Origin of the sequence: Asaia sp. As-1742 (assembly GCF_011753235.1) — a bacterium.
GTDB lineage: Bacteria > Pseudomonadota > Alphaproteobacteria > Acetobacterales > Acetobacteraceae > Asaia > Asaia bogorensis_B.
Window position 1 is genome coordinate 482,792 of the sequence record NZ_VWWA01000001.1, and the last position, 13,072, is coordinate 495,863.

12 protein-coding genes are annotated in these 13,072 nt (G+C 59.4%); 6 read left to right on the forward strand and 6 right to left on the reverse strand.

The window, feature by feature from the left end:
• Positions 1–15 precede the first annotated feature (15 nt).
• Together F3J08_RS02035 and F3J08_RS02040 are read right to left on the reverse strand one after the other, a co-directional pair.
• Complete coding sequence (locus tag F3J08_RS02035; RefSeq protein WP_122039954.1) at positions 16–1,146, reverse strand: AI-2E family transporter; 1,131 nt, start codon at positions 1,144–1,146, stop codon at positions 16–18.
• 45 nt (positions 1,147–1,191) lie between these two features.
• Positions 1,192–3,084: an ABC-F family ATP-binding cassette domain-containing protein gene (locus F3J08_RS02040; RefSeq protein ID WP_166928219.1), complete on the reverse strand. Its 1,893-nt coding sequence runs from the start codon at positions 3,082–3,084 to the stop codon at positions 1,192–1,194.
• A gap of 117 nt (positions 3,085–3,201) precedes the next feature.
• Between F3J08_RS02040 and ndk the strand changes: the two genes are divergently transcribed.
• Positions 3,202–3,624 (forward strand): nucleoside-diphosphate kinase, encoded by a 423-nt coding sequence (gene ndk / locus F3J08_RS02045; RefSeq protein ID WP_023978403.1) that lies wholly within the window; start codon positions 3,202–3,204, stop codon positions 3,622–3,624.
• A gap of 329 nt (positions 3,625–3,953) precedes the next feature.
• Positions 3,954–4,412, forward strand: coding sequence for a hypothetical protein (locus tag F3J08_RS02050; RefSeq protein ID WP_166928220.1), 459 nt, complete (start codon positions 3,954–3,956; stop codon positions 4,410–4,412).
• A gap of 14 nt (positions 4,413–4,426) precedes the next feature.
• On the opposite strand, the gene F3J08_RS02055 is transcribed toward F3J08_RS02050, so the two are convergent.
• The gene (locus tag F3J08_RS02055) at positions 4,427–5,359 is read right to left on the reverse strand and encodes a DMT family transporter (RefSeq protein WP_370458645.1); all 933 of its coding nucleotides are present in this window, start codon (positions 5,357–5,359) and stop codon (positions 4,427–4,429) included.
• A gap of 166 nt (positions 5,360–5,525) precedes the next feature.
• Between F3J08_RS02055 and F3J08_RS02060 the strand changes: the two genes are divergently transcribed.
• Positions 5,526–6,053 (forward strand): AAA family ATPase, encoded by a 528-nt coding sequence (locus F3J08_RS02060; RefSeq protein ID WP_166928221.1) that lies wholly within the window; start codon positions 5,526–5,528, stop codon positions 6,051–6,053.
• A gap of 76 nt (positions 6,054–6,129) precedes the next feature.
• Here F3J08_RS02060 and F3J08_RS02065 read toward each other — a convergent pair whose 3' ends face one another.
• Positions 6,130–7,608, reverse strand: a complete 1,479-nt coding sequence (locus F3J08_RS02065; protein WP_166928222.1) for a sugar porter family MFS transporter — start codon at positions 7,606–7,608, stop codon at positions 6,130–6,132.
• 301 nt (positions 7,609–7,909) lie between these two features.
• On the opposite strand from F3J08_RS02065, the gene F3J08_RS02070 reads away from it, so the two are divergent.
• From F3J08_RS02070 to F3J08_RS02080, 3 genes are all read left to right on the forward strand, one after another.
• Positions 7,910–8,767 (forward strand): sugar phosphate isomerase/epimerase, encoded by an 858-nt coding sequence (locus tag F3J08_RS02070; RefSeq protein WP_166928223.1) that lies wholly within the window; start codon positions 7,910–7,912, stop codon positions 8,765–8,767.
• A gap of 92 nt (positions 8,768–8,859) precedes the next feature.
• A complete protein-coding gene (locus F3J08_RS02075) occupies positions 8,860–9,846 on the forward strand; it encodes a glycosyltransferase (protein ID WP_166928224.1) in 987 nt (328 codons plus the stop codon).
• Between the two features lie 75 nt (positions 9,847–9,921).
• The gene (locus tag F3J08_RS02080) at positions 9,922–11,334 is read left to right on the forward strand and encodes a DUF2142 domain-containing protein (protein ID WP_166928225.1); all 1,413 of its coding nucleotides are present in this window, start codon (positions 9,922–9,924) and stop codon (positions 11,332–11,334) included.
• 85 nt (positions 11,335–11,419) lie between these two features.
• Here F3J08_RS02080 and purN read toward each other — a convergent pair whose 3' ends face one another.
• Together purN and purM are read right to left on the reverse strand one after the other, a co-directional pair.
• Positions 11,420–12,004, reverse strand: a complete 585-nt coding sequence (gene purN, locus F3J08_RS02085) for a phosphoribosylglycinamide formyltransferase (protein ID WP_166928226.1) — start codon at positions 12,002–12,004, stop codon at positions 11,420–11,422.
• Between the two features lie 8 nt (positions 12,005–12,012).
• The gene (gene purM / locus F3J08_RS02090; RefSeq protein ID WP_062164814.1) at positions 12,013–13,071 is read right to left on the reverse strand and encodes a phosphoribosylformylglycinamidine cyclo-ligase; all 1,059 of its coding nucleotides are present in this window, start codon (positions 13,069–13,071) and stop codon (positions 12,013–12,015) included.
• Between the last annotated feature and the right edge of the window lies 1 nt (position 13,072).

Genomic DNA, 13,072 nt, shown 5'->3' on the forward strand with positions numbered 1-13,072 from the left:
CCCGTCACTTAGGGGTCAGGCGTGTTGTTGTTTTCCGCTCTCGCTCGAAAGCGGCGCATCACCCATGGTCTCGCCCGTCCGCATATCATCGGCGAGCGGTGCCGTGCCCTTGTCACCAATGGCAAGCAGAGCTGCGGTGAGGGGAGAGGCAAGAATGAGGCCGGGCACGCCCAGAATGGTGCCAAACACGGTCTGGGAGAGAATTGCCAGCGCTGGCGGCATATGAACGGCGTGACGCTGGATCAGGGGGGCGAGCACGTTGCCCTCCAGGAACTGGATGACGCAATAGAGCCCCGCCACCATAAGGCCGGTGCGTGTGCCCTGGGAAAGGGCGATCAGCACAGCGGGTATCGCCCCGAGAATCGCGCCGATATAGGGGATGAAATTGCAGAGGCCGGCAACAACGCCAAGGGCCATCGCCAGAGGAACGCCAAGAAAGCCCAGCCCGATCCCCGAGGCCAGACCAACGGCAAGCATGTCAAAGGCCTGTCCGATTGTCCATGACCACAGCGCCGTGCCCGCCGTCAGAAGAAGCTTGCGGGCCTCCGGGCGATGGCCCTCGGGCACAAGTCGCAGCAGACCGTCCACATAGATGGCGGGGGACAGGGCGAAGTAGAGTCCGGCAATCAGGATCACGGCAATCGTGCCGAGCAGACCGAACGCGCTGCTCAGGATACCCGTTACCGAATTGGCCAGACCGGCACCGAGGGACGGGCCGCTGCCAGCCTCGTTCCCACCAAGCGATTTGGGCAAGTGATCAAGGGCAAACTGGCCCCATGTGCTGGAGCCCATTTGCTCGCGTATCTGACCATACTGCGTGATCAGGGCCTGCTTCAGCTTGACGAACTGGTCACCAATCTGCGGGCCGCTGAAGAAGAAGAGAGCGGCGATGGCGAGGAGGATTGTCAGCGCCACCAGACCCACGGCGAGCTGGTAAGGCATACGGGCCTTGTCACGCAGAATACGCGCCAGACCGTGCAGGATCACAGCAAACAACGTGGCGGCAAAAACGACCATCAGCACGTCGCCAATGAGCCAGATGGCGAGCACGGCAACCGTAACGATGAGAGTAAAACGCAGGATCCGGAAGATCCGTGTCAGTTCGCGCCCCGCGCCGTGGGCGTCGTCAGGATGGGTTTCGGACATCGTCTCTCTTGTTTTCAAAAAACTGTCTCGTTGTAACGGAGAGCCCTAGCTTCGGTTCGCCTCGTCGATTTCGGCTTCTGCGGCCAGCCAGCGTTCCTCAGCCGCCTGCTCCTCAAGGCGCAATGCGGCCAGCCTTGTGTTCAGCTTCGTGATTTCAGCGGTATCGCTTTTTGCATAAAGTGCCGGATCGGCCAGACGCGTCTCGATTTTCTGACGTTCCTTGCCAAGCTGCTCCAGCAAATGCTCGGCGGCTTTCGCTTCCTTGCGCAGGGGCGCCAGAGCCTTTCGCTGTTCCGCACGGTCGCGGCGCTGGTCCTTCCTGCCGGCGCTGTCCGGCTCGCTCTCACCCCGGCCATCACTGGCGGCCTTGCGTGCCCGTTCGATCAGCCAGCTGCGATAGCCGTCCATATCGTCATCGAACGGCGTGATTGTTCCCTCATCGACGAGCCAAAGACGATCAGCGACGGATTCCACCAGATGAGAATCATGGCTGATCAACACGACAGCACCTTCGAAATCGCAAAGGGCGCGAATCAGTGCGTCGCGGGCATCAAGATCCAGATGGTTGGTCGGTTCGTCCAGCAGCAGGAGGTGAGGGGCGTTGCGCGTGGCGAGGGCAAGAAGGAGGCGCGCTTTCTCACCGCCTGACAGGTCGCCCACCCGGGACTCGGCCTTGCCGGCATCGAGCCCGAACCGGTCGAGCTGTGCGCGCACGGCGACGGGCGTTGCGTCAGGCATGGCGCGGCTCATATGGTCGATGGGTGTATCGCCCAGCACGAGCTCGTCGCCCTGATGCTGGGCGAAATAGCCAATGCGGAGCCTTGGAGAATGGTTGACGCGGCCTGAGATGGGGTCGAGACGCCCTGCCAGCAATTTGGCGAAGGTCGATTTGCCTTTGCCGTTCTGGCCCAGAAGCGCGATGCGATCATCAAGATCGAGGCGGCAGGAGAGGTTGGACAAGACAGCGCGCCCGCCATAGCCAACGCTGACATTTTCCAGCGACAGCATGGGCGGGGGAAGAGGCGTTGGCTCCGGGAAGGAAAAGCGGGTGGGACTGTCCTCCACAACAGAGTCGATCTGAGGCAGACGCGCCAATGCCTTGAGGCGGGCCTGAGCCTGTCGGGCCTTGGTGGCTTTGGCCCGGAAGCGATCGACGAAAGACTGCATGTGCGCGCGTTGTGCAGCAAGGCGTTCGGCCGCCCTGTTCTGCTGCAGGGCCTGCTCGGTGCGTATGCGGATGAACTCATTATACCCGCCAGGGGTGAGGCTCAGCTTGCCCTTGTCCAGATGTGCTATGGAATCGACTACGCTATCGAGCAGGGAGCGATCATGGCTCACGACGATCGCTGCGCCCGAGAAGGTCTTGAGCCAGTTTTCGAGCCAGATTGTCGCCTCGATATCGAGATGGTTCGTGGGCTCGTCCAGCAACAGCAGATCGGGGTTTAGGAACAGGGCTGTGGCCAGCGCCACGCGCATGCGCCAGCCACCGGAGAATGACGAGACCGGGCGCTGCTGGGCTGCATGATCGAAACCAAGCCCTGACAGGATGCTTGCTGCGCGGGCCGGGGCCGTGTGAGCGTCGATGACAAGCAGCCGCTCATGGATATCGGCAAGGCGAGAGGGATCATGGGCCGCTTCGGCCTCGTGCAGCAGGCGCGCGCGCTCGAGATCACCGGCCAGAACCGTGTCGATAAGGGAGGCATCCCCTTCAGGCGTCTCCTGCTTGACGCGCCCCATGCTGGCCCGGTTGGAGAGCTGTATCGTGCCCCCATCGGGGTGCAGATCACCGGCAATGGCGGCAAGCAGCGTCGATTTACCGGCGCCATTCCGGCCGATCAGCCCCACCTTGCGCCCCGGGTCGATACTGAGTGAGGCATTGTCGAGCAGGACGCGACCGGCAATGCGCAGGGTCAGGTCGGTGATGGTCAGCAGGCTCACAGTTTCTTCCCGGGCAATATGGAGGCGTTTTGATGCCAAGCGGACTATCAGGAAGTCTTGTTTTGCTCTAGGGGAAGGGCGTTCACCGCTTTTCTTTTTTAATGCAGGAGATGCCTCATGGCCCTGGAACGCACCCTTTCGATCATCAAGCCCGATGCAACCCGCCGCAACCTGACCGGCAAGATCAATGCCGTGTTCGAAGGCGCAGGCCTGCGCATCGTCGCCCAGAAGCGCATCAAGCTGACTGAAGACCAGGCCAAGGCCTTCTACGCTGTGCACGCCGAGCGTCCGTTCTATGGCAGCCTTGTTGCTTCCATGCTGTCCGAGCCGGTTGTCGTGCAGGTGCTGCAGGGTGACAACGCTGTGGCACATCATCGCGAAGTCATGGGCGCAACCAACCCGGCCCAGGCTGCTGAGGGCACCGTGCGCAAGCTCTATGCCGAGAGCATCGAAGCCAACTCGGTGCATGGTTCCGACAGCCTCGAAAATGCAAAGAACGAGATCTCGTTCTTCTTTGCCGAGACGGAAATCCTGCCGTAAGGCAGTTTGCATCGATGCAGATCGAAAAGGCGGCCTCCGGGCCGCCTTTTTTTATTCATAGTTCCGATCCTGATCCACGGATCAGTTTTCGTTGACCATTCTCAAATATACGTATCGTACCATGCAGGGGTTTTCGGTCATATGCCGCTCTTTAACGCTTTCTGTAACAGAAACATGAAGGATCTGACCGATTACAACTGTTTTGATAAGTCCCATAACAAGCGTAGTGTTATGGAGCTTGAGTCCGCGAAATCGGCTCAAAATTACATGAAGTAGAGAATTCAATGATTAAGATCGGTAATAATAACGATATAATATCTAATGAAAACATGACGGAGATGTCTGACAATGTCATTCAGTTCCCCAAGCGCGCCGATAGGCTGCTCGATACGGCCCATGTATTGCCTGACCCAAATATTATCGTAACCACCGAAGACGGTCGCAAGCTCGATAAACTCGGGATGTCCCAGGATGAATGCTGCTACATCCTGCCTCCCCTTGTGAGCGTGATCTCCCTGGAAAAAGACGAAGCGCTCGTGTCGTCGCAAGCGCAAGCGAGTGACGTGTCAGAGATTATGCCTGTGCGGGTCATCCTGTCCGAAAGCGATGCCGTATCGGAGATCGGAATGGACGAGGATCGCGGTCGGCGGCTTGGAATCGGAGGCGAGAAGCTGACACACTGGATCAGTCCGGGGCGAACCCTTTATCTCGCCCGTCAGTCGCCTGATGATGTGGCCATGCTGTCGATAAAGCTTCAGAAGTGTTCACATCTACCACTACCCAAATGATTGTTTCCGGGCGTTCAGTCGGCGCCAGGCCTGCTGCGTAAGAAAATGGGCAAGAGTCGCCCGTCGATTGCGGCAAGGCCAGTGCCGATAAGGAGGAGGCCAGCAAGCGCCGTCCAGCCCGGATGCTCTCCCAGAAACAGGGTCCCCAGCAGCAATGCCATGATCGGCAGCAGGAATGTCACCAGAGAAAGATTGGTGGCACCGGCGGTCGCGAGAAGTCTGAAATAAAGAATGAAGGCGCCAGCCGTACTGAGCAGGGCGATCCCGGCAAAGGCACCCCAGACGTTCCAGGAAAGCGTAGGCAGGGTCCATGGGCGGTCGATGAGTATGGAAAGCGGAAAGATAAGGGCGGTACTGGCAGTCAACTGCCCGGTGGCGATCTGCAAGGGTGGCAGGCCGCGAAACCTGCGCCCATACACGCCACCAAACCCATAGCTTAGCGCCGCAGCGAGGCAGGCCAGTTCTCCAGCAAGGGAACCCTGAGTCTTTCCTCCTGTGAGGGCAGGCGCAATCAGGATGCCGACCCCGAAAAACCCCAGAAGGATGCCAAGAATCTTCCCTGGGCGCATTTTCTCATCATGGGTCATGAAATGCGCGACGATGATAGTGAAAACAGGAGTCGTGGCATTCAGGATGGCCGCCAGACCGCTGGAGATCCGCGACTCACCGAAGGCGATGGCCGAGAAGGGTATCACGTTATTCAGCAGTCCGAGTAGCAGGAGGCGCATCCAGAGAGCGCCATCGCGTGGCAGGGAAGTGCCGCGGATGACCAGAAGGAGATTAAGGGCCAGAGCCGCCAGCCCGACCCGCCCCAGTACGACTGTAAAGGGAGGTACGACAGAGACGAGAATCTTGAAGAAGAAAAACGAGCCTCCCCAAAGAAGAGCCAGGACCAGCAGGAGCGACCATTCTTTTGGCCCCATATGATTCTGATGTTGCTCCTGCACGGATCGTCCCTCTTTCTAAATCGTTTCATCCGTCTTGTGGCACGGGTAAGGGTCAGCCGCATCCTCCATAAGGGGATTGTCCACCGGCGAGCCCCGGTGAGGTCTAGATTTCCCGTTCTACTTTAGCGCAACGAAAGCGCCTACTCTGATGGGGGACCTTGAGCCAATGAAGCTGACAGCCAGACTAGGGAGCCGCATTTGTATCATCGGCCCTTCCAATAGTGGGAAATCCACTCTCGCGCTGCGTATAGGCACTGCCTATGGTCTCTCCGTGGTTCATCTGGACCTTCTGCGCTACCACTATGGCGATTTCAGCACATTGAGGCCGCTCGACGCATTCCATGCTGATCATGCACGGGCGGTTTCGGGCGAAAGCTGGGTGATCGAGGGAAATTACTCCTCCTGTATGGAAGATCGTCTGGCACGAGCGACCGGGTTGATCCTGCTGGACGCGTCAACCTGCCTCAGCCTGTATCGTTACCTGCGTCGCTGTGCACGTCCCGGCCAGCGTATAGGAGGGTTTGCGCGCGACACCCGCGAGCCCATCAGTGTCGCGATGCTGGGCCATATCGTCGGGCCGACGAGAATGAACAGGCGGCGCTATCGAACGATCTACGCCCGATCGCGCTTGCCAAAATGCTTCCTCCCGACACCTCGTGCCGTCGATGAGTTCTGTCGGCACGTGGGATTGTGAGGAGGCATTATGCCGGCATCCAATGAGGCACCGCCTATGTCAGCCTGTTTTTCTATCACGCTTCACCGCGCCCGGTTCACGTGTGATCGACAGGACGTCCGGTGGAGAGCGGCTTGTTCCCCAGGCGGCTCGGACTGTAGTCGGGTCCAGCCATCATGGTCTCTTCAATCTTCTCAAGCGAGACGCCTCTTGTTTCGGGGATATAACGCAACACGAAGACCATTGATCCGAGACAGAGCGCCGCAAAAAGCCACATGGAAAAGGCACCGTGAAAAGCCTCATTCAGGGCGTGGTTGCCTGCCAGCATTGGGAAGCCTTGCGCCACCACGAAATTCATCACCCAGTTTGAAGCGACGGCAAGACTCATGCCAATCGAGCGGATGCGGTTCGGGAAGATTTCCGAAACGAGAATCCATGCGACAGGCCCCCATGAAAGGCCAAACATGAGCATGTAGAAAAGCAGGCCGAACAGGGCGAGAAGTCCGGAATCCTGTCTGTAAAGGGCGACGGACGACACCAGAAGGCCGATGGTCATGCCGAGCGACCCCCACAGGATCAGCGGACGTCTTCCCTTTCGATCGACAATCCAGGCACCAATCATGCCACCAACGAGATTGGCCACTCCAATCCAGATGGTCTGAAACAGGGCATTCTGTAGGCTGCCGCTTGTCGTGCTCAGGAGCATCGGTGCGTAATAGACAACAATATTGATGCCGGTGAATTGCTGCAGGCCTGCGACCATGGCGCCCGCAAAGACGATCCATCTTGCGCGGCGGTCGCGCAGCACCGTCATGAGTGCAGGTCCCTGGCGGGTATGCTGCGTCATGGATTCCCGTATCTCTGCGATGAGCGAGCGCGCATGGGCCTCGTTTGATATCCGGCTCAGCGTCTTGAGGGCATGGGACTCGCGCCCACGGATCATGTGCCAGCGTGGTGATTCCGGAATGAGGAAAATCGTTGCGCAGAAAACGAGGCACGGAACAATCTCCGATCCAAGCATCCAGCGCCAGCCCATTTCCTCAAGCCAGGCAGTGCTAGCACGGGCGGCGATCAGGTAATTGACGACATAGACGATCAGCGCGCCCAGAACGATGGCAAACTGCTCCATCGACAAGGCCCGACCGCGCATGTCCTTTGGCGATACTTCAGACATGTACATGGGCGACACCGCAGAAGCGATGCCAACAGCCAGCCCACCCAGGATCCGATAGATGACAAACTGGGTGAAATCAGGTGCAAGGGCTGCACCCACCGACTGCACGGAAAACAGGATGGCGCAGATGAACAGGGCCATCCGGCGTCCGAGCGTGTGAGCGAGCCACCCCGATCCGAAGGCCCCGATGATACAGCCCAGTATCACGCTGGAGACAGCCCAGCCGGTTGCGGCGTCACTCAGATGGAAATGGGCCCGTATCGGCCCAATGGCCCCCGATATGACGGAGGTATCGTAACCAAAGAGAATACCGCCCAGCGCAGCAACCGCGCAGATGCGAAGTACATAGGAAACATCATGGCGCTCGGACGTGACGCCAACGAGTGACTGAATCCGTCTCATGCGCGTCCTCCGTTTGCCGGGAAAGCGGTCTCGATTGCAGACGCGCGATGGGTCTTGCAGGAGCGACGATGCAAGGCAGGGGAGGGAATCGAAGGAATGATCATAGGGCGACCCCAAGATGACATTAAGTTAACGTCCGAAGCCTAGCCATGCGCCTGCGGAAGCGAATGCGAATTCCGATGGTTTCACATCAAGGACGGACTGCGACCCTGTCACCGCCCGCGACAGGATCGGCACAGGATCACCGGGGCAGATTTCTGTCCGGTGAGGTTGACTGATTTGTCAGGAGGAGATGGTCGTCATGCGCACCGCGTTGCACGGTATTACGAGTTTCCACTCGAATTTGTTGACTGATATCCGTCTCGCGCATGAGGCGGGGTTTGACGATATGGAAATTTTCTATCCGAAACTTGCCCGTTATCTTTCCTGCGGCGGTACTATCGATACCGTGCAAGGCATGGTGCGCGATGCCGGGATGGGCATAAGCCATGTGAGCGCGCTCGATCACATCGAGCGTCATGATGCGTCTGGGCGCGCAGCTCTGATGGAGGAAGCGGTAAAGATCACGCGCGAGGCGCATGATCTGGGCGCACCAACAGTCATGGTTCTTCCGCGCAACGGTGCCGACCATCTGTCAGATCCTGCGCTCATGGATGTCATGGTGCAGAATATCGCTTCAATTGCCGCGATCGGGGGCGATTGGGGTGTGCGATATATGATCGAGTTGCCGGCCTTCACCCGTTTCCGGACCTTGACCCAGGCAAAAGAGGTTATTGCCCGTGTGGGGGCCCCCAATGTGGGGGGTGTCGTGGATTTCTGGCATTTCCACGGGTCGGGAGCGATCCCTGCTGATCTCGATTCCCTCGACCCTGCAAGGATCTTTGGTGTGCATTTCTGCGATGGGCGCCTTCCACGTCCCGGCGAGGCGTGGGACGAGACCGTACTCCGTGACTGCATGCCGGGAGAGGGGGAAATCGACCTTTCGGGGTGGTGCGACGCGGTCAGGCGCAGTGGCTATGCCGGGCCGTGGTCGGTCGAGCTGATCAGCCCGGCACTGTGGGAGTGCGACCCGGCTTTCCTGCTTCCGCGTCTACAGGGCGTGTTGCGTGGCTATATGACGACCGGCTGCTCCCGGGCGGCTGCTTCTGGGCAGGAGTGACGCCCAAGCCTCGGGGGCGACAGGCATGATCTGGCTTCGTTGCATCCGAGATGCTAGGAGCGGCTGATCAGGATCGTTCCGCAGAGAGAGTAATGCAGGTAGACCCCAATCCGGCAGGTATCGTCACAGCAACCGCATTGCCGCCTGGCATCTGCCGGATTGCGGTCCTCATTCCCTGCTATAACGAGGAGGTGACCATAGCCGGCGTGGTGCACGATATGCGCGCCGCGTTGCCGGATGCCTCTATCTACGTTTACGACAACAACTCCAGCGATCGGACCGTTGAACTGGCAAAGGAAGCCGGTGCGATCGTTCGACGCGAGCGGTTGCAGGGCAAGGGCCATGTCATCCGACGAATGTTTGCGGACATCGAGGCTGATTTCTATGTGCTCATCGACGGCGATGGCACCTACGAAGCGGCTGCGGCGCCGCAGATGGTGCGTATGGCGCTGGAAAACGGGCATGATACCGTGATGGGCGTTCGTGAGCATCAGGACGCTGCTGCCTATCGCCCTGGCCATGTGCTTGGGAACAAGGTGCTGACCGGGCTGGTCGTTAGCCTTTTTGGTCGCGGTCAGTCAGACATGCTTTCGGGCTACCGCGTCTTCAGTCGCCGCTTTGTGAAATCCTTCCCGGCGCTGTCATCCGGGTTTGAGACCGAAACAGAATTTACGGTCCATACCCTGCAGCTGAATATGTCGATGGGCGAAGTGCTGACCCGTTATATCGAGCGTCCCGAAGGATCGTTCTCCAAGCTGAACACCTATCGCGACGGTTTTCGTATTCTTGGGACAATTCTGAACCTGCTCAAACAGGAGCGTCCTCTCCTGTTCTTTGGTGCGATCGGCCTGGTTCTCGCTGTGCTTGGCGGATTGATCGGTCTGCGTTCGGTCCTCGACTTTATCGAGACCCACACTGTGCCGCATCTGCCTTCGGCTGTGCTGGCCACCGGGCTTGAGTTGCTGGCGGCCCTCTCGCTGGTATGCGGGTTGATATTGAACAGTGTTGCGCTGGGCCGTCAGGAGAACAAGCGTCTGGCCTATCTGGCGCTTCAGGCACCTCCCTGCGTCGATCTCTGACAGGTCTCGCCATCACTTCCCGCCAGCCCGGTTTCTTCCGGGCATTCATCGCGTTTTCCCCCGGGGGATGAAGTCTTGCTTTCCACTTTGCGATCAGCCTTGGCGCTCTCGCCCGTGCGCGTATTCATGTTCTTTGCCTCCATGATGGGGCTCGCCTGCATCCTGCTCATTCCCCCCGGGCAGATGCCGGACGAGCGCAACCACTTTGCGCGGATCGTTCAGATCGCCCAGGGCGGGTTTGTTGGCATCAAGCTCGATGCGGGGCAGGCGGGTGGTTATTTGCCTGCAAACTTTCCTTCGGAGGCGGAATTACTGGACAGTTTGCGTTTCCACGCCGAGAGAAAGGTGGATATGGGCGAGCTGTCCGCTCTTGCGCAGCGGCAATGGGACAATCACCGTAGCTGGGCTTCTTTCGGCAATACGGTCATTTACGCTCCCATCACCTATCTGCCGGGCGCGGTCGTCACCTTTATCGGTCGCCATACGCGGGCGACGATCATCCAGACCAGCATCATGGTGCATGTGATCAATGCGGTGATCAGCATTGCTCTGTGCACGCTCGCCATCGCGCTGGCCCGTCGCGGGGTGCTTTATCTGATGTTGCTTGCGAGCCTGCCCATGGTGATGGCGCTCAACGCGTCATGCTCGCAGGATGGCCTGATCTTCGCGCTCGCCCTTCTTACGGCTTCGCTGCTTACCCGGATCAATACGCTTGATCCGGGATCAACGCGCTTCTGGATTGGTATCGCCTGTCTTTTCGCCGTTCTGACGGTCAGCAAGCCCCCACTGCTGCTGTGCAGCCTTATCCCGCTTGGCCTGTTTCCGGCGCGGGAATGGCTGGGTGTGGGGCGCCGCAAATATCTCGCTGTGGCCCCTTTTGTCGCCAGCATCGTAGCGTTTCTTGTCTGGCAGCATTTCGGCATGACCCCGACCAAAGTGCAGTTCCTTGATGGGTCGGGCACGTCGGATAGTGGTCAGGTGCATTGGGTACTCACCCATCCTCTCTCGCTGCCGATGCTCGCCTATACGACGCTCAAGGTGAATCTCGGTCACAACATTCACGAGTTCATCGGGGTGCTTGGTTGGCTGGATACGCTGTTTCCGGCGTGGTTCTATCGCCTTGTCTATGCGACGATTCTCGCTACACTCTGCTTTTGCGCCTATCCGGCGATCAGAAACCGGGCCTTGGCACAAAACGGTAGAACGGTTTTCGTGACGGTGCTTGCCGTGCTGCTTGCGGTGGGCGCCGTCTATTTCTCGCTTTATGTGATCTGGACCCCGGTGGGTGCGCCGATCATCGATGGCGTTCAGGGCCGCTACTTCCTGCCGATTGCGCCCTTTCTGGCTCTGTTGTTTCCCCTCATGCCAAGAGCAGGCCAGCTTTCCCCGTCGGAAAGCACGCAGCGTTGGGCCATGCTGGGTATGACCGCTTTCCTTTGCTTCGACCTTGTAACGCTCACGAGCGTTCTGGCCGCACGTTTCTGGTAAGGGAGCCCCCTGCTCCCCGAACCTATGGATGCTCAATAAAAAAAGCCCGGCTTGACCGGGCTTCTTTATGTCGTGAGAGGGTGCCTTATCGGGCTCTCAGAAACGCTGCGAGCGCCTCGGGGTAGAGGCGATGCTCCTGCTCCAGAACGCGTGCCGCAAGCGCGGAGGGTGTATCGCCCGGCAGGACCGGCACCTCGGCCTGGCCCAGTATCGGGCCTTCATCCACACCATCAGTGACCAGATGGACCGTGCAGCCATGACGGGTATCGCCCGCCGCCAGGGCACGCTCATGCGTATCCAGACCGGGATAGGCCGGCAGCAGGCTTGGGTGAATGTTGAGCATGCGGCCGACCCATCGCCCGACGAGATAAGGGGTGAGGACGCGCATGTAGCCCGCGAGGCAGATCAACTCGATCCCTGCCTTTTCGAGACAGGCCTCAATGGCCTTCTCGTGTCCCTCACGGTCTTTTGGGAAGAGACGGTGATCGATCGCTACCGCTTCAAGACCTGCGTTTCGTGCCGTCTCGAGCCCCGGTGCATCAGGGTTATTGCTCAGCACAAGGGCAATGCGCGCCGGATAATCCGGTCGCGCACAGGCCTCGATCAGGGCATTCATGTTGCTGCCGCGCCCCGAGATGAAAACCGCGATGGGGGTTTTATGGACAGCCATTGTTTCGCTCATAGGGCGAAATCAACCTGGCCATCCAGTGCATAGCGTGGGCCATTGGCGGTTACGTCACCAATGCGATAGCCCTTTTCACCGCGGGCTTCGAGCATGGCCAGAACCTTCTCGGGCTCGGGCGTGATCAGAACCATGCCGATGCCGCAGTTGAAGACCTTGAGCATCTCGTCATGCGCGACATTGCCCGTGGTAGCCAGCCAGCGGAAGACAGGCGGCACAGGCCAGGTATCGGCTTCGATCTGTACACCCAGACCCTCAGGCAGGACGCGGGGCAGGTTTCCGGGCAGGCCACCGCCGGTGATATGGGCGCAGCCATGCAGCAACCCGGCATGATGCAGGGCCATGACCGTGCGCACATAAAGCGCGGTGGGGCGCAGCAGGGCCTCGGCGAGCGTACTGCCCGGCTCAAAGGGGGCTTCGCTGTTCCATTGCAGACCGCTCATCGCCTTGATGCTGCGTACCAGCGAATAGCCGTTGGAATGAACGCCGGTGGAGGGGAGGGCGATCAATGTGTCGCCTTCGGTGATGCCGGCGGGGAGCAGAGCGGAACGCTCGGCTGCGCCAACGCTGAAGCCAGCAAGATCGTAATGTCCGGAGTCATACATCCCGGGCATCTCGGCAGTTTCACCGCCGACCAGTGCGCAATCCGTATCGCGGCAGGCCTGCGCGATGCCCTTCACGACACGGGCAGCATCTTCAACAGCCAGTTTGCCAGTTGCCAGATAATCAAGGAAGAAAAGCGGCTGAGCGCCCTGCACCACAAGATCATTCACACACATGGCGACCAGATCGACGCCGACCGTATCATGCTGGCCGCTCTCGATGGCGACCATGAGCTTTGTGCCCACACCATCGGTGCAGCTCACCAGGATCGGGTCGGTGAAGCCAGCGGCCTTGAGGTCGAACAGCGCACCGAAGCCGCCCAGACCACCCATCGTGCCCGGCCGGTCGGTCGATTTTGCTGCAGGCTTGATCGCCTCGACCAGCGCATCACCGGCCTCGATATCGACGCCGGAATCGCGATAGCTTGCTGAAGGGGAAATCGGATCGGTCATG